The following is a 20654-nucleotide window of genomic DNA, read 5'->3' as shown; positions in this document are numbered from 1 at the left end:
GCGGCGTCAGGTCGGGCCCGCCGATGCCTGCGGCGGCCACGGCCGGTCGGGTCGATAGAATACCGCGATTTTCAGGCTCTCCGCGATGCGCTCGGCCTTTTCCATGAACGCAGCACGGACCGTATCGTCGCAAAGCTCGCCGCAGGTCTCGTCGAACAGCGCGAGCCATTGGGTGAACAGCTCCGGTCTCATGCCGGGTATCACCATGTGCTTCATCATGGGATTGCCCTTGTAGCGGCCGGTGGTCAGCATTACCGACGACCAGAATGCGTACATCTTCTCGAGATGATGGGGCCAGTTGTCCTTGATCTTGTTCTCGAAGATCGGCCCCAGTTCGGAATCGGCGCGCACCTTCGTATAAAAGGCGTCGACCAGCCGGACGATACCGTCCTCGGACACATGATCCATTTTTTCGAACGCGAGCGTCATGCGAAGAAAGCCATAACGATGACCCCGGCTACTGTCCAGATCAACGAGTTGACCAACATGCGGACCAGGTCGGAATAATCGCTGGGGTTGTTGCCGTGGATTCCGACGGCGTTGCAGACGAGCGTTCCCGGCAGCAGAAAGGGCTTTGCAATGCTATCACTGATCGTGTGGCTTTTGCTCGCGGAGCTCATGGAACCTCCCTTCAAAAGGATAACACCGCTATACATCCGCGGTTGCCTAAAAGCAATATTTAAAATATAGCTTTTATGTGACGGCCCCAACGGGAGACATGGCATGCGACTCACCACCTATTCGGACTATGCGTTGCGGGTACTGATGTACCTCGCGCTCAAATCCGACGGGCTGTCGACAATCGCCGAGATCGCCGGAAGCTACGATATTTCCGAGGCCCACCTGATGAAGGTGGTTCATCAACTGGGTGTGGCCGGATACATCGAGACGGTGCGCGGCCGGGGCGGCGGGTTGCGCCTCGCCAAGCCGGTCGAGGCGATCAGCCTTGCCGAGGTCATTCGCACCACCGAGCCTGATATGGCGATCGTGACGTGCTTCAAGCCGGTCAATGCGCCCTGCATGATCAATCCGAGCTGCGTGCTCAAGCGCGCGCTGGAGCGGGCGCGGGAAGCGTTCATGGAGGTCCTTGAAGGGTATACGCTGGCCGATCTGGTGGCGCCCCGCGCGCGTCTTGCGAGCCTGCTCGGCATTCCGCCGGGTGCGTCGCCGCAATAAATGCGGGATGAGGTCGACTGGATCGTCACCACCCGGTAGGCCCGGTATCGACGTGGTGAAACGAGCGGCGCCGTATCAGTGGAGCTGCGGCTTCTTCAGCATCCGGTCGCGGTCGGTCGATGCCACCACCACGTCGAAGATGTCCCCCTCGCGATAGAGCGTCAGCGGCACGTCGACGCCTGCGGGACCCAGTGCCCATAATTTTCGGTAGAACTGCGCCTGGTCCGACACCTTTTCTCCCTTCACCGCAAGGATCACGTCGCCGGTGCGGAGTTCGGCGCGGGCAGCCGGTCCCTTCGGCGCAATTCCGACCGCGACGATTCTGTCCTCGATCTCGGTGGCGTAGATGCCGAGCCAGGGCCGGGCCGGCTTGTTGACCCGTCCGAATTTCCGCAGGTCGTCGAGCGCAGGCTTCAGCAGATCGATCGGCACGTTCATGTTGAGATGCTCGCTCTGGCCGCCGTGCTCGCGCTCGAGTTGCAGCGAGCCGATCCCGATCAGTTCGCCCGCCGCCGATATCACGCCGGCGCCGCCCCAGTTGGGATGGGCCGGGTGGGTGAAGATGGCGTCGTCGATCAGGTATTCCCAGTAGCCGGCGAACTCCTGCTTGGCGGCGATACGGCCGGCGAGCGAGCGGGTCCGGCCGCCGACGCCGCCCACCACGACCCGGTCGTTCAGTCCGGCCGCGGCCGACGAACCCAGCGGCAGCGGCTCGAGGTCGAGCCGGCCGAGCGCCTGCACCAGACCGAAGCCGCTCTCCCGGTCGATGCCGAGCGTGTCCGCCTGCACCACGCGGCCGTCGGCGAGATGCAGCCACACCGTTTCCGCCTCGGTGATGAGGTACCCGATGGTCAGAACGAGGCCGTCGTCGATCACGACGCCGTTGCCTGCGCGCTCGGCGCCGAGGGTGTCCGCGGTAAAGGCGTCGGCCGGAATGATCGAATGCAGCCCAACCACCGCGGACAGCGCGCGGTCCAGATCGAATTCGTAGTCGCCATGGTGTGGCTGCGCCGCGGCCGGCACCTTCCACTCGGTCAATGAAGCCATGCGGATTTCTCCGTTCGACGCAGACCCGTGCGGCCGTCCTGTCGCCGATCAGAAAGGCAGCCGTACAAACGATCTTATGCGCCAAACGTTCGCGGCGAAAGCGGCATGACGGCACCCAGGCGGCCTGCCGATCTTACGGATCGAGCTCGGTATCCCAATAGAGATAATCCAGCCAGCTATCGTGCAGATAGTTCGGCGGGAACAGCCTGCCGTTGCGATGCAGTTGATGCACGGTCGGCGCGAACGGCGCCTGGCGCGGAAACATCCCCGCCTGACGCGGCGTCAGGTTTCCCTTGCGCAGATTGCACGGCGAGCAGGCTGCGACGACGTTATCCCACGTGGTCTGGCCGCCCTTGCTGCGCGGGATGATGTGGTCGAAGGTGAGGTCCTCGCTCGCCGTGCAGTACTGGCACATGAACCTGTCGCGCAGGAACACGTTGAAGCGGGTGAAGGCGGGATGGGTCGACGGTTTGACGAAGGATTTCAGCGACACCACGCTCGGGAGCTGAATTTCGAACGAGGGGCTGCGTACGGCTCGGTCGTAATGTTCGACGATATTGACACGCTCAAGGAAGACCGCCTTGATCGCGTCCTGCCACGACCAAAGGGACAACGGATAGTAACTCAGCGGCCGGAAGTCCGCATTCAGGACCAGCACCGGCCAGCCGCCTTGGGAGACATGCGCGTTCAAATAGCGCCTCCAGAGCCCTTCCCGGCAAAGCGAACGCCGGTTTGCCGCGGAAAATGCATCCAATAGCTATGACCGAGCGCATCCTGATCGCAAAACCGGCACCTTTGCGGAGCGCGTCCGATCTCCATGTCGGCCGCTTCGGCTTTTGAGGCGGCTAGCGCCGGCATACTACAGGCAGCGTGACAGGATTGTGAAGAGTGCAAGCCCTGCTTTTCCGGCAGGACACCGTTGCCCCGCTGGTCGGAACCTTCGCGGGTCACGGCCATACCTGCCGCAAAGGCGTTCAATACGACAGCTTGGCGAGGGCCTGGCTGAGTTCGTGAATGGCGTAGGGTTTCCGGAGAATGTGAAAATCCGTCTGGCCTCCGGCGAGCGCCTCGCTGTAACCGGAGGCCAGCAACACCGGCAAATGCGGATGTGTCGCGCGAAGCGCCTTCGCCAGACCGAGGCCGTCCATTTTTCCCGGCATTACGATGTCACTGAAAACCAGATCGACGCTATTGCGTTCGATCTCCAACAACGCCGCTTCGGCATTGTTGGAGATCCGCACACGATAGCCGAGCTGTTCGAGCAATCCGGCGCTCGCATTCGCGACATCCGGATTGTCCTCGACGAGCAGGACGGTGCCGCTTGCGTCGCGGTGGCCCTGCCCGTTGCCCTTGGCATCCAGCGTTTCGGTCGGCGGAAGATAGATCGTAACCACGGTGCCGCGGCCAAGCTCGCTGTCGATGCCGACATGGCCGCCGGCTTGATGAGCGAAACCGTGCACCTGCGATAGTCCGAGACCTGTTCCCTTCCCGACAGATTTCGTCGTGAAGAACGGATCGAATACTCTGGCCAGGATGTCCGCCGGGATACCGTGGCCGGTATCCTCGACTGAAATCGCAATGTAGCGTTCTTCAGCCTCGTCCGTTGGGACTATGTTTCGCGCCCGCACGACGACGTGTCCGCCGTTTGTCATGGCGTCGCGTGCGTTGATGACCAGATTGAGCATCGCCGTTTCGAATTCGGTTGCGTCAATCGTGACGCGCCACAAGTCGTCAGGCGTGTCGATATGCAGGGCGATGGTGTTGCCAAGGCCGCTCTCGAGAACGGCGGCGATCGATCGAATGCGATCCGCGACGGCGGTCGGCAACGGGTTGACGCTCTGCCGCCGGGAGAATGTCAGGAGCTGCCGGGTGAGCGCAGCTCCGCGTTGGGTCGCGGTCTCGATGGCGTGAACCGCCCGCATGGCCCTCGGGTCGTTCTCGACGATTGTTTTCAGGGTCTGGATGTTTCCGCTGACAATCATCAGCAGATTGTTGAAGTCGTGAGCGACGCCGCCGGTGAGCTGGCCGAGCGCGTCCATCTTCTGCGATTCCGCGAGCTGCCGCTGCACGCGCTCGAGTTTTTGCTGGGCCTCGTGGCGTTCCGTGATGTCCCGCGCGATCTTGGCGAAGCCGATGAGGTTTCCGGAGTCGTCGCGGATGGCGTCGATGACGACGCTGGCCCAGAAGAACGATCCGTTCTTGCGAACCCGCCAGCCTTCCTCATCGTAATGCCCGGTGTCGCTGGCAATTTGCAATGCGCGGGCAGGGCGCCCCGCAGCGCGGTCCGCGTCGGTATAAAACCGCGAAAAATGCTGACCGATGATTTCGTCGGGGCGATAGCCCTTGATGCGTTCCGCGCCTGTATTCCAGTTGGTGATGATCCCCGTGGGGTCCATCATGTAGATCGCGTAGTCGATGACACCTTCGACGAGAAGCCGAAACCGGTGTTCGCTGTCGAACAGGTCTTTGGCGTTCTTGTCGTGTTTTGACGTGTCCGGCATTTAAGCCTCGCAGTCCTCGCGGAGGATAACCGGCTCGCAATCGATGTGTTCCAGCCGGTCGAGGCTCTGGGCCTGAACGGATGGCGTGGCCTTGCCGGCCTCGATCCTCGCCTGAAAATCATGCGGTTGACCACGCTGCGCTACCGCTGGTGAGGTCCCGGCAAGTCCGTTCACTTCGGTCCAGCGATTACGCCTTCGCGGTTCTTGATGACCTTGTAATACGCCCACCACAGATGCGCGGCCGCTCCGCGCAAGGGTCGCCATGGCTCCGCGAGCGGCACCATCTGTTTCGGCGTGGGCCGCGTCGTTAGCCCGAGGCCGACCTTGATCGCCTCCTGAAGCGCGACATCGCCCGCGGGCCAGGCATCGCCGTGGCCCAGACAAAACAGCAGATAGACATCGGCGGTCCACGGTCCGATGCCGCGATGCCGGACCAGCGTGGCATGGGCGGCGTCGGCATCCTCCTCGGCGAGCACGTCGAGGTTGAGCCGCCCCGCAGCGATCTCGCGCGCGAGCAGTTTCAGCGTGGTGATCTTTGCCGCCGACAATCCCAGCCGGCCGAGCCGGTCGGCGCGCGCTTTGCCGATCGCATCGTGATGGAACGGCGCGAAGGCGGCGCTGAGCCGTCCCCAGATCGCGCCAGCGCTCGCGGTCGACAGTTGCTGGCCGCAGACGATCGCGGCGAGGCCTTCGAAGCCAGGCTGGCGTTGGCGCAGGGCGGGAAGGCCGGTGCGATCCACGATCGGCCTCAGTCGCGGATCCTGCTTCACCAGCGCGTTGACGGCGTCGTCGAGATCGGATTGGGTTTTCAGGTGGACGGTCATTAGTTAGTAGTTCTGCGTCACGACCCGGTTATGCAAGCAAGAACCGATGCCGCCACCCGTTTTCCGTTTTGCGCCGTCGCCGAACGGCTTTCTGCATCTCGGGCACGCCTATTCGGCGTTGCTGAATTTCGAGTCCGCGCGAGAGGGCGGGGGACGTTTTCTGTTGCGGATCGAGGACATCGACGCAACACGCTGCCGTCCCGAGTTCGAAGCGGCGATCGACCAGGATCTCGGCTGGCTTGGGATTACCTGGGAGACGCCGGTGCGGCGGCAGTCGGACCATTTTGCCGATTACCGTGCAGCGCTCGACCGGCTGGCCGCGATGGGGTTGCTCTATCCGAGCTTCGAGAGCCGTGCCGGGATTGCGGGGTTGGTGAAGGCGCGCGAGGCTGATGGTGTCTGGCCGCGCGATCCTGACGGCGCACCGCTCTATCCCGGCGCGGCAAAATCGCTTTCCGCCACTGAGCGCGAGCGGCGGCTGCGATCCGGCGCGGCTTATGCGCTGCGACTTGATATGGACGCCGCGTGCCGGCTCGCCGGCGATCTCGCGTGGACCGAGCGGGGCTCCGGCCCCGACGGGGAAACCGGCGACATCGTTGCATTGCCAAAAGCCTGGGGCGACGTCGTTCTCGCGCGCAAGGACACGCCGACCAGCTATCATTTGTCGGTGGTGATCGACGATGCCCTGCAGGGTGTTACCGATGTGGTGCGCGGGCAGGATCTGTTCTGGTCGACCGCCGTGCACCGCCTGCTGCAAAAAATCCTCGACCTGCCGCAGCCCGTCTATCGCCACCATGGTTTGATCCGCGATGGCGCCGGGGCGAAGCTGTCCAAGGCGTCCGCCGCGACCGGCCTGCGGGAATTGCGCGCCCGGGGGATGACGGCCGGGGAGGTCCGCAACCTGATCGGCCTGCCCTGAAACTGCCGCAACGCCGCTGCCTTGGTTCGCTGTAAAGCATCTTCGCATGACAAAACCATCCTCGACGTGACTCCTGCGGCCGGGCCGTGGCATGCTGGCGCGGGGCTGGGGGAAGGACATCATGGCGCCGACATCGCGCGCGTTGCGCAAGCCGCGGAAGCCTAAAATGCGGCCGGCGAAAGAGCGCAGTTCGAAGAAAACCGCGAAGCCGGCGAAGACCAGACGAGCGTCTCCGCAATCGCCGTCCGGCATCGTCGAGGCCGCGCTGGCGGCGTTCGCCCACGAGGTGCGCACGCCGCTCACCGGAATTCTCGCCATCAGCGATCTGCTTGCCACCTCCGATCTCGGTGAGCGCGAGCGGCGCTGGGTCGAAACCATCAAGGCCGGCGCCGACCATCTCGCCAGTCTGGCGACGCTGTTCGTCGATGCGGCGCGAAGCCGTCAATCCGCGCCCGGCGGGCGGCAGGATTTCTTCGATCTGCGCGCGCTGGCGCGCAACGCCGGCGATTCGCTCGCCGGCCGCGCGACGGCCAAGGGCCTGCGCTCGGCAATCGAAATTTCCGACAAGCTGCCGGTGTTCGTGACCGGCGATCCCGTTCGCCTGCGCGCGGCGCTGGAGAATCTGATCGACAATGCCGTCAAGTTCACCGAGCAGGGTGTTGTCGTGCTCAAGGCCACGGCGGCGCGGCGGCCAAAGGGAAAAATCGGCGTGTCGTTCGCGGTGTCCGATAGCGGCATCGGCCTGTCGCTCGCCGAGATCAGACGGCTGTTCCGGCCGTTCTCGCAGGCCAATGTCTCGATTGCATCGCGCTTCGGCGGCGCCGGCCTCGGGCTGTCCTCGGTGAAGCAACTGGCGCGCGCGATGGGCGGGGACGTGACAGTGACGCAGCGGCGCGGCGGCGGCACCACGTTCACGTTTACCGTCCTGCTGGCGCCAGCCAGGGGGCCGGCGACGCCCCAAACCGGCGAAGATCCCGATGCGTCGCTGGATTTTTCAGACGGATTGCGCATCCTCAGCGTCGAGGACAATCCGTTCGGCCGCGTCGTGCTCAACACAATTCTCACCGAACTCGGCCATCAGGCCGAGTTCGTCGGACGAGGCGAGGACGCCGTCAAGCGCATCGCGCAAGGAGGCTTCGATGCGGTGCTGATGGATATGGTGTTGCCCGGCATCAGCGGGATCGAGGCGATCGGGCGTATCCGGGCCCTTGGTGCACCGGCCGGGCGGATCGCGATCATCGGCGTTTCCGGCAGAAGCGACGACGAAGCGGCATCGCGCGCGGCCGGCGGCGATGCGTTTCTGGTCAAGCCTGTTTCTCCGCGGGCTCTAGCGACTGCGCTGCTTGAAGCGAAACGCCGCGCGGCAGCCGCGACTTGATGATGGCCGCGTTCAATTCGCCGCCGAATACGAAGATCGCGGCGATGAAGTAGAGAAACACCAGTGCGATGACGACCGAGGCCAGGCCCGCATACATTGTGACGTAGTTGTTGGCGAAGCGTGCAAGATAAAGACCGAAGCCGATGCCCGAGGCCAGCGACGCCAGCATGGTGAAGATGATGCCGGGGATGATTTGCAGGAAGGATCGCCGACCCGCCGGCAGCCACGCGTGCAGGATCACGAGCGCGATGAACATCGCAATGACGGTGATGCCGTAGCGGGCGATGTTGAGCAGGCTCTCATTCGATTCGACGATCAGCGGGATGTAGCGCTTCGCGGCGGCTATGATCAGCGGACCGAGCACGATCAGGAACGCCATCGCCAGCGCCGTCACCGCGGCAACCAGCGTATAGCCGATCGATTCCAGCCGCAGCCAGTACCAGCGGCGCGGCTCGATCACCGCATAGGCGCGGTTGAGCGCGACCCTCAGGCTTTCGACGCCGTTCGACGCGAAGTAGACCGCGAGAACCGCGCCGACGGTCAGCGCATCGCGGCGCGTCGTCGTCAGCACGTCATGGATTTCGCCGGACAACGCGTTGGCGACCTGATCCGGCCAGATCTGGATCATCAGTTCGGCCGCCTGATCGGCAAGCCCCTTGGACCCCAGGAAGCCCGCCAGCGATGTCAGGACGATAAGAAACGGAAACAGCGCCATCAGCGCGGATAGCGCGATATGGCTCGCGATCGCCCAGCCATCGTCGGCAAGGAACGTGTAGAAGGCATCCGTCCCGACCCTGTAGACGTAGCGGATATGTCTCACATTTCACCCTGGTCAAGGCCGAATGGCGGCTTCGCCGGCGCCGTTTACTATCTGATATCAATACATAAAAGGCCAGATTGTTGCGCAGGGCTGAATCTCGTTGCAAGCAATGGCGCAGTCGCGGCTGTGGTGATATATAAAAAAAATGACAGCATTCCTGAGCACGATTTTGATTCCGGTCGCGGTGGCCTCGGTCGCCGCAGTGTTGCTGATGGGCTTGATCAACATGATGCGCGGCGGCAGTCCCAGCCGCTCGCAGAACCTGATGCGATGGCGGATTTTTCTGCAGTTCGTTGCGATCGTCATCACCATGGTGACGATCTGGATGATGGGGCAGTCTTGATGATGGGGCAGTGACGGATTGATGAACCGGCACCGGAGGGCCGATGGTCGTTCTCAACCGAATCTACACGCGTACCGGCGACGACGGCACCACCGCGCTCGGCACCGGTGAGCGCCGCCCGAAATACGACCTCCGTGTCGGCGCCTACGGAACCGTGGATGAGACCAACGCCGCGATCGGCGTAGTCCGGCTGCATCTTTCCGGCGCGCCCGATCTCGATGGGATGCTGGGCTGCATCCAGAACGATCTGTTCGATCTCGGCGCCGACCTGGCGGTACCCCAGCGCGAGGGCAAAGCCGAACGGCTGCGCATGGTGTCCAGCCAGGTGGTGGGTCTGGAGAATGACATTGACAGACTCAATGCCGGGCTTGCCGATCTGACATCGTTCGTGCTGCCGGGGGGGACGCCTGCCGCCGCCTATCTGCATCTGGCGCGAACCATTTGTCGCCGGGCGGAACGCATGATGGTAGAACTCGCCGCGCAGCCCGGCGAGTCGGTCAACGATGCCGCGGTCCGGTATATGAACCGGTTGTCGGATTTCCTGTTTGTGGCCAGCCGCTTCATGAACGACAAGGGCGAGGGCGATGTCCTCTGGGTACCGGGACAAAACAGATGACCGCGAACCCGAACTAGGGACCCCGATTTTTGGCCTTCGCGCGTTGACCGCCGGAAACGGGACCTTTATAGCGTTTTCGAGTGATCGTGGGTACCGGCTCGCGTCAAGAAAACGCGTCAAAACAAAAGGCTGGAGCCCGGCTTTGAGGCCATCAAAGCCGGAATAGCTCCAGGTTCCGCGCCGAAGCTCACACTCCCGGTTGATCCAGCCAAAGCTCGGTTCGAGAGAGGGTCGATGAAGATTCTGGTGCCGGTCAAGCGGGTTGTCGATTTCAACGTGCAAATCCGCGTCAAGGGCGACGGGTCCGGCGTCGATCTCGCCAGAGTCAAGATGTCGATGAACCCGTTCGACGAAATCGCGATCGAGGAAGCCGTGCGCCTTCAAGAGGCCGGCAAGGCGACCGAAGTCGTGTTGGTGTCGATCGGCCCCGCTGAAGCCGCGGAAACGATCCGCACCGGTCTCTCCATGGGTGCCGACCGCGGTATTCTGATCAGGTCCGAAGCCCCTGTCGAACCGCTGGCGGTCGCCAAGCTCCTCAGGGCTGTTGTCGAAGAGGAAGGCCCCGGCCTGATCATTCTCGGCAAGCAGGCCATCGACGACGATTCAAACCAGACCGGCCAGATGCTGGCGGCGCTGCTCGGATGGGCGCAGGCGACCTTCGCGTCGAAGCTCGAAGTCGACGGGGCCTATTTCAAGGTGACGCGCGAAGTTGACGGCGGTTTGCAGACGGTCAGGCTGAAAGGGCCGGCGATCGTGACGACGGACCTGCGGCTTAACGAGCCGCGCTATGCCACCCTTCCGAACATCATGAAGGCAAAGAAGAAACCGATCGTGGAAAGGGCCGCCGACCTGTACGGCGTTGATCTCGCGCCTCGCCTCGAAGTCCTCAGGACAACCGAACCTCCGGGCCGCAAGGCCGGCGTCAAGGTCAAGGACGTCGCCGAACTGGTGTCCAAGCTCAGGAACGAAGCCGGGGTAATCTGATGACCACGTTGCTGATTGCCGAACACGACCACGCATCGCTGAAGGATGTGACCAACAAGGCGCTGACCGCGGCCGCCCAACTCGGCGCGCCGGTCGACGTGCTCGTCGCGGGCGAAAATGCCGGGGGCGCCGCCGAAGCCGCCGCGAAATTGAAGGGCGTCGCGAAAGTGCTGCTCGCGGACAGCCCGGCCTACGCCCACGATCTCGCCGAGCCGCTCGCCGCGCTGATCCGCTCGCTGGCGCCGGGTTACGACGCATTCGTTGCGCCGGCGACGTCGCGCTTCAAGAACGTGATGCCGCGCGTCGCGGCGCTGCTCGACGTGATGCAGGTCTCCGAAATCATCAAGGTGGTCGCGCCCGATACCTTCGAGCGTCCGATCTATGCCGGCAATGCGATCCAGACGGTGAAGTCCAGGGATGCCAAGAAGGTCATCACGGTGCGGACCTCGACCTTCGCCGCAACCGGCGACGGCGGCAGTGCTCCGGTGGAGGCCGTCGCCGCGGCGGCCGACCCGGGCTTGTCGAGTTTCGTCGGCGAGGCGGTCGCCAAGAACAATCGCCCCGAACTGAGCTCGGCCAGGATCATCGTCTCCGGTGGTCGCGGCATGCGCAGTCGCGCGAACTTCACCAAATACCTCGAGCCGCTGGCGGACAAACTCGGCGCCGGCGTCGGGGCCTCGCGCGCCGCCGTGGATGCGGGCTACGCGCCGAACGACTGGCAGGTCGGTCAGACCGGCAAGGTCGTGGCGCCGGACCTTTACATCGCGATCGGTATCTCCGGGGCGATCCAGCACCTCGCCGGCATGAAGGATTCCAAGGTGATCGTGGCGATCAACAAGGATGGGGATGCGCCGATTTTCCAAGTGGCCGATTACGGCCTGGTGGCGGACCTGTATCAGGCGGTTCCCGAACTCACCGAAGAACTTGGAAAGCTCGGACGCTAACGATGATCTGAGGAATGCTCGCCGGAGCAACGGACTTCGGCCGGTGTTTGTGCAAGAATGGGGCGAGCCGCGGTCTGCGCGGTTGAGGACCCGGTGAGATGGTAAAATGGCGGCAATGATCAGAAAAGTCGGCGTGATCGGTGCGGGTCAGATGGGCAACGGTATTGCGCATGTGGCGGCCCTCGCCGGGCTCGACGTGGTGCTCAACGATCTTTCCGCCGATCGGCTGAAGTCGGCCATGGCCACCATCAATGGCAACCTGTCGCGTCAGGTGTCGAAGAAGATCATCACCGAGGATGCCCACCAGAAAGCGCTGGCGCGGATTGGACAAACGGACGCTCTCGACGGGCTTGCCGATTGCGATCTGGTGATCGAGACCGCCGTCGAGAAGGAGGAGGTCAAGCGCAAGATCTTTCACGATCTGTGCGCGGTGCTGAAGCCCGAGGCCATTATCGCCTCGAACACGTCATCGATCTCGATTACGCGGCTTGCCGCGTCCACCGATCGCCCGGAGAAGTTCATCGGCATTCACTTCATGAATCCGGTGCCGCTGATGGAACTGGTCGAGCTGATCCGTGGCATCGCGACCGGTGATGCGACCTTCGAGGCGGCCAAGGAATTCGTCACCGGACTCGGCAAGCAGATCGCCGTGTCCGAGGATTTCCCGGCCTTCATCGTCAACCGCATTTTGCTGCCGATGATCAACGAGGCGATCTACACGCTGTACGAAGGCGTCGGCAATGTCGAGGCGATCGATGTCGCCATGAAGCTCGGCGCGCACCATCCGATGGGACCGCTCGAGCTCGCTGATTTCATCGGTCTCGACACCTGCCTGTCGATCATGCAGGTGCTGCATGAAGGGCTCGCCGACTCCAAGTACCGGCCCTGTCCGCTGCTGGTGAAGTACGTCGAGGCCGGATGGCTCGGCCGCAAGAGCCAGCGCGGCTTCTACGACTATCGCGGCGAAAAACCGGTTCCGACGCGCTGAAAGCAGAACGACTTTAAGGCGCCAACGATGCCTGAATCAGATCGATCGCGTCGGGGCTGTCCCATTCGGCCGGCCCGGCCATGTTGCCGATTTCGCAACCGTGGCCGTCGATCAGCACCGAGGTGGGCATGCCGAGCGCCAGACCCACGCTTTTAAGATCCTGAAAGACTTCGGCTTTTGCATCATGAAAATTGCCGAGGCGGGTCAGGTTGGCATCTTTCAGAAAGGCTTTCGGCTTGTCGGCATCGCGGGTATCGATGTTGACGGCGATCACAGCGAATTTATCGCTCCCGAGTTTGCTCTCAAGCTTGTCCAGCGCAGGCATCTCTTTGCGGCAGGGCACGCACCAGGTCGCCCACAGGTTCAAGAGAACGGTTTTTCCCTTCCAGTCCGAAAGCTTTTTGGCTTGGCCATCACCGTCCATGAAGGCTAGGTCCGGCATCTGACGCGGCTTCGACGCCATCGTCAGGGATGCCACTTCGCCGATGGCCCGGTGGGCGAGCTTTTTGGAGAGTTCGACAGCGGGGCCACAGGGCACACTGGCGTTAGCCCCGTATCTCGCGGACTTCAGGTGCCCGGCGCCCAAAAGCAAGGCCGTGACCACGGCGACGACGGCGACCGCGACCAGTGGGCCTATGGGAAGCCTGCTTTCGGCGCGGCTGGGCGACGGGGTGGTTTCAGTCATATCGTTTGTCATCCTGTATAAGATGCGGGTATGCAGGCTTCGGCTTTAGACGGTTGGAACGAACCGGGTGAATCGATTGTCCGGCAGTCATGAAATGAGCGGCGCGGCATGAGCAACAAGATGTGGGGCGGCCGGTTCGGCGAAGGTCCCGACGCGATCATGGAAGAAATCAACGTCTCTATCGACGTAGATCGCCATCTCTACGCCCAGGACATTGCCGCGTCCAAGGTCCACGCTGCCATGCTTGCCGCTCAAGGCATCATTACGGCGGATGATGCAAAAAACATAGACAAGGGTCTAGACACGATTTTGTCAGAGATCCGCAATGGTACCTTCGACTTTAAGCGGGCGCTTGAGGACATTCACATGAATGTGGAGGGTCGGCTCGGGGAGATGATCGGCGCTGCAGCCGGACGATTGCATACCGCGCGTTCGCGCAACGATCAGGTTGCGACCGATTTCCGCCTCTATGTCCGCGACGTCATCGACGAGACCGATGCGGCGCTCGCGGCCTTTCAACATGCCCTGCTGACGCGCGCGCTAGAGCATTCCGGGACGGTGATGCCGGGCTTCACGCATTTGCAGACCGCGCAGCCGGTCACCTTCGGTCATCATCTGATGGCCTATGTCGAGATGGCGGCGCGCGATCGCGGCCGGTTTGCCGATGCGCGCAGGCGCCTGAACGAGAGCCCGCTTGGGGCGGCGGCGCTCGCGGGCACGTCCTTTCCGATCGATCGCGACGCTACCGCCAAGGCACTCGGTTTCGATCGCCCGATGGCGAATTCGCTCGATGCGGTCTCCGATCGCGATTTCGTGCTGGAGACACTCTCGGCCGCGGCGATCGCATCCATACATCTGTCGCGCTTCGCCGAGGAGATCGTGATATGGACCTCGCCCCTCGTCGGCCTTGTGCGGCTCTCCGACAAGTTCACCACTGGCTCGTCGATCATGCCGCAGAAGCGCAATCCCGACGCCGCCGAACTGGTGCGCGCCAAGACCGGCCGTGTCGTCGGCGCGCTCACGGGGCTGCTGATCGTGATGAAGGGACTGCCGCTGGCCTATCAAAAGGACATGCAGGAAGACAAGCAGGGTGCGATGGAGGCGTTCGGCGCGCTCTCGCTGGCGATCCGCGCCATGACCGGCATGGTCGCCGACCTTGTGCCGGATGAGGCGCGAATGAAGGCCGCGGCCGGTGACGGCTATGCCACCGCGACCGATCTCGCCGACTGGCTGGTGCGGACGCTGAAGATGCCGTTCCGCGATGCGCATCATGTCACCGGGCGGATCGTCGCCGCCGCATCGAAGCAGGGCGTGGCGCTGCATGAACTGGCGCTTCAGGACATGCAGGCGGTCGAGCCGCGCATCACCCGCGATGCGCTTGCGGTGCTGTCTGTCGAGGCGTCGGTGAAAAGCCGGACGAGCTATGGCGGGACCGCGCCGAAAAACGTCCGCTCGCAAGCCAACGCCTGGCTCAAGCGGCTGGAAAAAGAGCGAAAATTGGGCTGACCCACAAAGTCGACTCGAATTTTTCTGACCTTCCGGTCTCGCCAGAACAGGGCATTCTTTGTATGGTGCCGCCGATTGGGGATATCGCCGTGAACAGCACTTCAAGCTTCGTCTCCGCGAGATGGACACTAGAGCGTTTTCGAGCGAAGTGGATACCGGTTCGCGGGAAGAAAACGCGTCAAATCAAAATTATGGAGCCCGCTTCTGATTCCGTCAGAAGCGGAATGGCTCTAATTTTTCTGACAGTCGCCGCGCTGGCGCTGGCCGGTTGCGGGCGCAAGGGTGGCCTCGATCTGCCGCCGACCGCGTCGGAGCAGTCGCGTGCCGCAGCGGCGGCGGATGACCATGACCGCGAAGCAGCGACCAAGGGCAGCCTGTCCGATCCATCGTACGGCATGAACAGTGATCCGGCGGCGGCCAGGGGCACCAAGAAATCCTTTATCCTCGACCCGCTGCTCGATAGCCACTGAGGCGCGACGCTCATGCGCCACTTCGATTACCGCGACGGCGTGCTCCACGCCGAAAGCGTGAATCTTTCGGCGCTGGCCGAGGTCGTCGGCACGCCGTTCTATTGTTACTCGACCGCGACGCTGGAGCGGCACTACCGTGTGTTTGCCGATGCTTTCGCAGGAGTGGACCATCTGGTCTGCTACGCCGTGAAGGCCAACTCCAATCAGTCGGTGCTGCGGACGCTGGCGAAGCTCGGGGCCGGAGCGGACGTCGTGTCCGGCGGGGAATTGAAGCGCGCACTGGCGGCGGGCATTCCGGCAAGTAAGATCCTGTTCTCGGGCGTCGGCAAGACCGACGCCGAACTGCGCGCGGCGCTGGCCGTGGACGTTCTCTGCATCAACGTGGAATCCGAGCCCGAACTCGACCTGCTGTCGAAGCTTGCGTCGGAAGCCGGGCGCACGGCGCGCATCTCGATTCGCGTCAATCCCGACGTCGATTCCGGTACCCATGCCAAGATTTCGACCGGCAGATCGGAGAACAAGTTCGGCATTCCGATCGCACGAGCGCGTGCGGTCTATGCCCACGCGGCAAAACTGCCTGGCATCGCGGTCACCGGCGTCGACATGCACATCGGTAGCCAGATCACCGATCTTGGCCCGATGGAGGCGGCCTTCCGTCTGCTGGCGGATTTCGTCACCACGTTGCGCGCCGACGGCCACACCATCAGCCACGTCGATTTCGGCGGCGGCCTCGGCATTCCCTATTACGAGGACCGTGCGGCACCGCCGGAGCCGCTCGCCTATGCCGAGATGGTCAGGCGCGTGACCCACAATCTCGGCTGCACGCTGATGTTCGAGCCGGGCCGCATGATCGTCGGCAACGCCGGCATTCTGGTGACGCGCGTGATCTACGTGAAGCATGGCGACGCCCGGAATTTCATCATCATCGATGCCGCCATGAACGACCTGATTCGCCCGACGCTGTACGAGGCCTATCACCAGATCATACCTGTGCGCGCGGCGCCGAAAGATGCCCCGGTGATGGTTGCGGACGTAGTCGGTCCGGTCTGCGAAACCGGGGATTATCTGGCGCTCGGGCGCAATCTGCCGGAGCCGCAAGCCGGTGATCTTCTCGCGATCATGACCGCGGGCGCCTACGGCGCAGTGCAATCCGGAACCTACAACACCCGCGCGCTGATCCCCGAGGTGTTGGTCAAGGACGACCAGTATGCGGTGGTCCGCCCGCGCATCGAGGTCGAGCAGCTCATTGCTATGGACATGTCCGCGCCCTGGCTATGATCGCTGCGGCCTCGACTCAATCCGATCGAGCAGTCCATGCAGCAAGCTCAAATCGCTGCTTAAGCTGCTCCACATCGAGCGCGGCCTTTCGATCCCGGTTGTCATCGTCAAATAGCGCCGGTGCGCTGCACCATGAAGGTGCTTTCCGGCGGCGTTGCAAGGACCCGGCAAGCCGCGCTTGGCGCAACAGAAAAAGGCCCAAGGGTGCCTGTCAAAGGCACCGTTCGCAGTGCAAAATCCGTCAGCGTCAGGCGTCGGGTGAACCGTTGCACGACAAACATCTATTTGATATGTGTGTGCCCGCCGCTCCCCTTAGGCACGCAAAACGGGCTAGAGTGGGGCTGTTACAAGATCGATGAGCCGGGGGGTGCCGCTGCCATCGATCTTTTCAGTTCGTCCGGGGTATCCCGGGTTTCTTTGGCTCCTCTACCGCTGGGAGTACTTCAGTAATGACCTCTGGGAGTGATACAGTGCATTCAAACCGGACCAACGCTATTCTCGGCGCACTGCTGGGAACATTGTTGTTTGTGCAAGTAGTACGCATCATCGACGAGTCGTTCAGCGGACCAGAGAAGTCGCACTCTGAAGCTGCTCATAAAGCCGATGCCAAGGAAGCCACCGCCAAGACCGAGCATTCGGCGGCGGCTGACGCGGCGTCGTTCAATAAGGCGCTTGCCAGCGCCAATGCCGAGCGCGGTGCCGGGCTCGTCAAGCAGTGCCAGATTTGCCACAACACCGAGGAAGGCAAAGGCCCCAAGATCGGCCCTGACCTCTATAACATCGTCGACCGGCCGGTCGCTTCGCAGCCGGGCTTTAACTACTCCGCAGCCTTGAAGGCCAAGGGCGGCAAATGGACCTTCGCCGAGCTCAACGAATGGATCAATGATCCGAAGGGCTACGTCAAGGGCACGTCCATGAGCTTCGCCGGCTTGAAGAGCGAGAGCAAGCGCGCTGACCTGGTGGCGTATCTCGCAACGCTCTCGAAGAACCCTGTGCCGCTGCCGAAGTAGGCGGCCTAACGCAGGCATGACTAAACAGCAGGAACGACCTGCTGAAGTTAAGCCTGTCAAAACCCATGGCGCTCGCGAGCATCCCGCTCGCGGTTGCCGCCACGGGGGCGGGGCGGTTAAAGCGAGCCAGAATGTTTGGCGGGTGGCCGCAAAGTTCAGCCCGTCAAAAGGTGAAGAATGGGCATGTCGTCTGCGACAGCTTCGATCGATACAGTTCGATCGGTTCTGCGATCAGGGCGGGGGTGTGTTTGCGTCTGATTTCATTTATTTTGGTTCGATCGTTTTATAGTTGACGACGGCCGGATATCCCGGTCTGGCCCCCTTCGAGCAAGCGGCGCCGTTTCCCGCGAATACCCTGCCTTCTGTATCTGTGATCGACCGGGCGGACTGCCCTGTGAGTTGCAGCGTCTATCCGGCGCCGCGCGCGCCGGCCTGCTGCATTCGTGGCGCCATCTCCTGTGCCGAACTCGAGCGCCGTCCGGTGCTCGCCTGCGATCCAGTACGCCGCTAAGGGCGTCATAGCGTGCGCTCAACGGCTCTCCCGCATGGGGCCTGACGCCCGGAAGCCGTCGGCGCCTTGTGGGAATTGTGATCAGGGCACCGTCGGCGGGCCCGCAATGTCGCTGGCAATAACCTCCTGCCAATGGGCGGGCGCGAAGCGCAAGCTTGACTTGTTGCCCCGCAAGAGGACAGCCGTGCTGGTCCTTTATAGGTCCGGGCTTGTTTCCAAAGAGACTGCCACCGCCACGCGAATACGGCTCTGCCGCGCCGGCTTATTCCGCCGAGAGCTTGGGCTCGATCCGCAAGCTCCCACGGCTGACACGCAACTGCGCGCCGGGGAGGGCGGCAATAGGTCGTTTGCAAGCGCCTGACGCGTGGGCCCCTGCTGAATTGCAAGCCGAAAACCTGAATCGATACGACTGGGTGATGATCCGATCATCACCACATGTTGAGCACCGTGCGCGCCTCGTCCGACATGCGGCTGGGATCCCACGGCGGCTCCCAGACGATCGCGACCTTGGCATCGCGCACGCCGGATACGCCCGCGACCGCGTTCTTTACCTGGCCCGGCAGTTCCGCCGCGGACGGACAAGCCGGCGACGTCAGCGTCATCTCGATATTGACCATGCGGTCGTCATCGATGATGATTTTATAAATCAGACCAAGCTCGTAGAGGTCGGCCGGAATTTCTGGATCGTAGACCGTCTTGAGTGCGCCTACGATTCCCTCTCCCATGCGCTCCATTTCGTCCGTCGGGATGCTGGGTGGCCGATTCACCGCATCGGCGGCATCAGCGCCAACCGGGGAAACGCTTTCGGTTCCAGCTATGTTCGCGTCGTCCATCATAAGGAAACTCCTGCGCTTTGGCGAACGGCCCGCGCCCAAGATTTGGCCCGCGTGCTCTAAATAGGTTCCGTTCGGATTTGTGTTCCGCTCGAACGTCGTCAAAGCGTTCGCCAATGCAGCCATAAGGCAACGCATCTACTCACATAACATAGTGCAGTTGCAAGCCTTCTCCAAGTGGCAAGAGGGCGCTCGATGTGACCTCTCCGGCGTCGGAGCCCGAGCCGTGCCGACGTCGATTCGCCAGCGCGGGATGGGGCGGGATAACCGCTGCCCTTCATGACCGTGTATTGGTTCCGTTATGGCTGGCCGCCATTTCTCTCAACCTCGACCCTCTCAACCGAGGGGAGTGATTTGACATTCGCGTCCTACCTGGCCGTGCGTCGGCGACGCGGACGCGGACGCGGACGCGGACGCGGACGCGAATGTCGAATTCAAAAGTTATATTTGCTGGCGGCCGACTCGGTTGGTGCCGGCTCGCCCGCCGATTTCAAAGCGGAATCGTCGCTCGCATCTCCAGGCATCTGTTTCGGAATAGAGTTGACGCGAACGTTCTTGCCGTGATAGATTTTGACTACACCAATTTAGCATGGTTGGATCGTTGGACTAAGATACGCAGTCGCCGGAGTGAGAAGTCGGCGGAACGAGTTCGCATCGAAAGTATTGTTATTGATGTGAGGAGCGCGTAGTCCCAACCAGAGGAGCCCTTCATGTGCGACTACAGTCTGCATCACGTTTCTTCGCGGCCTGCCAAGGTCGCCGATAAGCTGGTTACGATGGAGCTTGCAAAATCAAACGTGCGCGGCTTTGCCGCCGTTGGCGAGCTCGGCCCCAAGCTTGTGATTCATGATAGCCCGCCCGAATTGGCGGTCTGCCTGTTGCCTGGAACGGAACTCGCCTTTGACGAGAACGTTCAGTACGATTGCCCTCGCAGCTTTTTTGGCATGAGATTCTCGGGTAAGGCTCGCGTGGACCATAAGGTCGCGAGCTTCCGGAAGGTCGATGAGGATAATCCATACGTTCAGCACGACGCGCTGGAATTCCCGAACGGGCAGGTTCTGAAGATTGCGCAGCTTACCGCTGGGCAAACCGCGACGGTGCTGCAGCTGCCTGTCAATGCGCAACATGATGAGCATGAGCATGAGCACGTCGGGCATCGGCGCGTGCGCGAGTCGCGCCTTGCCTTGAACCGGGGTCCGGCTAGGCAGGGAATGTTGGTGCCGAGTCAGGGTGCGGTGATGTTGTGGGATACGTTTCGCGGCAAAGCCATTGATCTTTCGATCTCGTTGACGGAGTCGTTCCAGCGTTTAACGGCTCCCAAGCAGCCTTCGCTTCTTGAAGCTGAATTGGTTGCAGCCAGTGAGGTGAGCTTCGAGAATGGTGTGCCAACGGTCACATCGTCGAAGACGCCTTCGGCTCAGAAGCCAGAGAAGAAGGTTACGGCTAGGTCTGCCGCCTAACTAGGGCGGTTGAAGATATTACGAATTTAAAGAGTAGTGTTCGTCTGCGACCGCGGTGAAGCGTGCCGATCTCGGAAACGAGGCAGCGCTTACCGCGGTCGTTGTGTGTCTGGCCGTCTGACGCGAACGACGACGTTCTTCGTGAAAGACCTGAGAAAAGTCAGTTTATCCAACAAGAGCTCGTACGGTGGAGCACCTAAATAGCGCGGGGCATCCGAACCTTGCTCCAGCACGCGTGTTCTGCCCAGTTTCAATTACGTCCTGTGACTGATTCATCGATCTGGCGGTAAGCGAACCGCAGCGTGCATTTGCCGGCGTACGGCTTGGTGCGGATCTTCGGCAGTAGGCTGGTGAGGCCGGT

Annotated in this window: 22 protein-coding genes; 13 read left to right on the top strand and 9 right to left on the bottom strand. The window is 62.3% G+C overall.

Annotated elements, in window-relative coordinates:
• Positions 1–6 precede the first annotated feature (6 nt).
• A complete protein-coding gene (locus tag NHAM_RS17925; protein WP_011511864.1) occupies positions 7–429 on the bottom strand; it encodes a group III truncated hemoglobin in 423 nt (140 codons plus the stop codon).
• On the bottom strand, positions 426–620 hold the full coding sequence (locus NHAM_RS17920) for a hypothetical protein (RefSeq protein WP_041358329.1): 195 nt from the start codon (positions 618–620) through the stop codon (positions 426–428). The genes NHAM_RS17925 and NHAM_RS17920 overlap by 4 nt, the downstream gene beginning before the upstream one ends.
• 103 nt (positions 621–723) lie before the next feature.
• Here NHAM_RS17920 and NHAM_RS17915 point away from each other — a divergent pair, with 103 nt between their 5' ends.
• A complete protein-coding gene (locus tag NHAM_RS17915) occupies positions 724–1176 on the top strand; it encodes an RrF2 family transcriptional regulator (protein WP_011511863.1) in 453 nt (150 codons plus the stop codon).
• Positions 1177–1251: 75 nt separating this feature from the next.
• Here the strand turns inward: NHAM_RS17915 and NHAM_RS17910 are convergent, their stop codons facing one another.
• The 4 genes from NHAM_RS17910 to NHAM_RS17895 form a co-directional block, all read right to left on the bottom strand.
• Positions 1252–2223: a S1C family serine protease gene (locus tag NHAM_RS17910; RefSeq protein ID WP_011511862.1), complete on the bottom strand. Its 972-nt coding sequence runs from the start codon at positions 2221–2223 to the stop codon at positions 1252–1254.
• Between the two features lie 133 nt (positions 2224–2356).
• Positions 2357–2914, bottom strand: coding sequence for an HNH endonuclease (locus NHAM_RS17905; RefSeq protein ID WP_011511861.1), 558 nt, complete (start codon positions 2912–2914; stop codon positions 2357–2359).
• A gap of 283 nt (positions 2915–3197) precedes the next feature.
• The gene (locus tag NHAM_RS17900; protein ID WP_011511859.1) at positions 3198–4724 is read right to left on the bottom strand and encodes a PAS domain-containing sensor histidine kinase; all 1527 of its coding nucleotides are present in this window, start codon (positions 4722–4724) and stop codon (positions 3198–3200) included.
• Positions 4725–4894: 170 nt separating this feature from the next.
• Positions 4895–5548 (bottom strand): DNA-3-methyladenine glycosylase family protein, encoded by a 654-nt coding sequence (locus NHAM_RS17895; RefSeq protein WP_011511858.1) that lies wholly within the window; start codon positions 5546–5548, stop codon positions 4895–4897.
• A 46-nt stretch (positions 5549–5594) separates the two neighbouring features.
• Here NHAM_RS17895 and gluQRS point away from each other — a divergent pair, with 46 nt between their 5' ends.
• Both gluQRS and NHAM_RS17885 read left to right on the top strand, forming a co-directional pair.
• Positions 5595–6467, top strand: a complete 873-nt coding sequence (gene gluQRS / locus NHAM_RS17890; protein ID WP_011511857.1) for a tRNA glutamyl-Q(34) synthetase GluQRS — start codon at positions 5595–5597, stop codon at positions 6465–6467.
• 121 nt (positions 6468–6588) lie between these two features.
• Positions 6589–7845, top strand: a complete 1257-nt coding sequence (locus NHAM_RS17885) for an ATP-binding protein (RefSeq protein ID WP_011511856.1) — start codon at positions 6589–6591, stop codon at positions 7843–7845.
• On the opposite strand, the gene NHAM_RS17880 is transcribed toward NHAM_RS17885, so the two are convergent.
• Complete coding sequence (locus tag NHAM_RS17880; protein WP_011511855.1) at positions 7772–8665, bottom strand: YihY/virulence factor BrkB family protein; 894 nt, start codon at positions 8663–8665, stop codon at positions 7772–7774. The two genes, NHAM_RS17885 and NHAM_RS17880, sit on opposite strands and share 74 nt — an antisense overlap.
• 145 nt (positions 8666–8810) lie before the next feature.
• Here NHAM_RS17880 and NHAM_RS17875 point away from each other — a divergent pair, with 145 nt between their 5' ends.
• From NHAM_RS17875 to NHAM_RS17855, 5 genes are all read left to right on the top strand, one after another.
• A complete protein-coding gene (locus NHAM_RS17875; protein ID WP_011511854.1) occupies positions 8811–9008 on the top strand; it encodes a twin transmembrane helix small protein in 198 nt (65 codons plus the stop codon).
• Positions 9009–9051: 43 nt separating this feature from the next.
• Positions 9052–9624 carry a cob(I)yrinic acid a,c-diamide adenosyltransferase gene (locus NHAM_RS17870; protein WP_011511853.1) on the top strand — a complete coding sequence of 191 codons (573 nt, stop codon included), beginning with the start codon at positions 9052–9054 and terminating at the stop codon, positions 9622–9624.
• A 234-nt stretch (positions 9625–9858) separates the two neighbouring features.
• Positions 9859–10608, top strand: coding sequence for an electron transfer flavoprotein subunit beta/FixA family protein (locus tag NHAM_RS17865; protein WP_011511852.1), 750 nt, complete (start codon positions 9859–9861; stop codon positions 10606–10608).
• Positions 10608–11552, top strand: coding sequence for an electron transfer flavoprotein subunit alpha/FixB family protein (locus NHAM_RS17860; protein ID WP_011511851.1), 945 nt, complete (start codon positions 10608–10610; stop codon positions 11550–11552). The genes NHAM_RS17865 and NHAM_RS17860 overlap by 1 nt, the downstream gene beginning before the upstream one ends.
• Before the next feature lie 106 nt (positions 11553–11658).
• Positions 11659–12540 carry a 3-hydroxybutyryl-CoA dehydrogenase gene (locus NHAM_RS17855; RefSeq protein WP_011511850.1) on the top strand — a complete coding sequence of 294 codons (882 nt, stop codon included), beginning with the start codon at positions 11659–11661 and terminating at the stop codon, positions 12538–12540.
• Between the two features lie 13 nt (positions 12541–12553).
• Here NHAM_RS17855 and tlpA read toward each other — a convergent pair whose 3' ends face one another.
• Positions 12554–13237, bottom strand: a complete 684-nt coding sequence (gene tlpA / locus NHAM_RS17850; RefSeq protein ID WP_041358327.1) for a thiol:disulfide interchange protein TlpA — start codon at positions 13235–13237, stop codon at positions 12554–12556.
• Between the two features lie 96 nt (positions 13238–13333).
• Here tlpA and argH point away from each other — a divergent pair, with 96 nt between their 5' ends.
• The 4 genes from argH (at position 13334) to NHAM_RS17830 (ending at position 17489) form a co-directional block, all read left to right on the top strand.
• Positions 13334–14731, top strand: a complete 1398-nt coding sequence (gene argH, locus NHAM_RS17845; RefSeq protein WP_011511848.1) for an argininosuccinate lyase — start codon at positions 13334–13336, stop codon at positions 14729–14731.
• A gap of 224 nt (positions 14732–14955) precedes the next feature.
• The gene (lptM, locus tag NHAM_RS17840; protein ID WP_245269936.1) at positions 14956–15201 is read left to right on the top strand and encodes an LPS translocon maturation chaperone LptM; all 246 of its coding nucleotides are present in this window, start codon (positions 14956–14958) and stop codon (positions 15199–15201) included.
• 12 nt (positions 15202–15213) lie between these two features.
• Positions 15214–16479, top strand: coding sequence for a diaminopimelate decarboxylase (gene lysA / locus NHAM_RS17835; protein ID WP_011511846.1), 1266 nt, complete (start codon positions 15214–15216; stop codon positions 16477–16479).
• Between the two features lie 449 nt (positions 16480–16928).
• Positions 16929–17489, top strand: coding sequence for a c-type cytochrome (locus NHAM_RS17830; RefSeq protein WP_011511845.1), 561 nt, complete (start codon positions 16929–16931; stop codon positions 17487–17489).
• Positions 17490–18428: 939 nt separating this feature from the next.
• On the opposite strand, the gene NHAM_RS17815 is transcribed toward NHAM_RS17830, so the two are convergent.
• Entirely contained in the window at positions 18429–18836 is a 408-nt protein-coding gene (locus NHAM_RS17815) for a DUF59 domain-containing protein (RefSeq protein WP_011511844.1), read from the bottom strand.
• Positions 18837–19543: 707 nt separating this feature from the next.
• Between NHAM_RS17815 and NHAM_RS17805 the strand changes: the two genes are divergently transcribed.
• The gene (locus NHAM_RS17805; RefSeq protein WP_011511842.1) at positions 19544–20293 is read left to right on the top strand and encodes a hypothetical protein; all 750 of its coding nucleotides are present in this window, start codon (positions 19544–19546) and stop codon (positions 20291–20293) included.
• The last annotated feature ends 361 nt before the right edge of the window (positions 20294–20654 follow it).

It is taken from the genome of Nitrobacter hamburgensis X14 (genome assembly GCF_000013885.1).
Lineage (GTDB): Bacteria > Pseudomonadota > Alphaproteobacteria > Rhizobiales > Xanthobacteraceae > Nitrobacter > Nitrobacter hamburgensis.
This window is presented reverse-complemented; position numbering and strand designations above follow the sequence as displayed.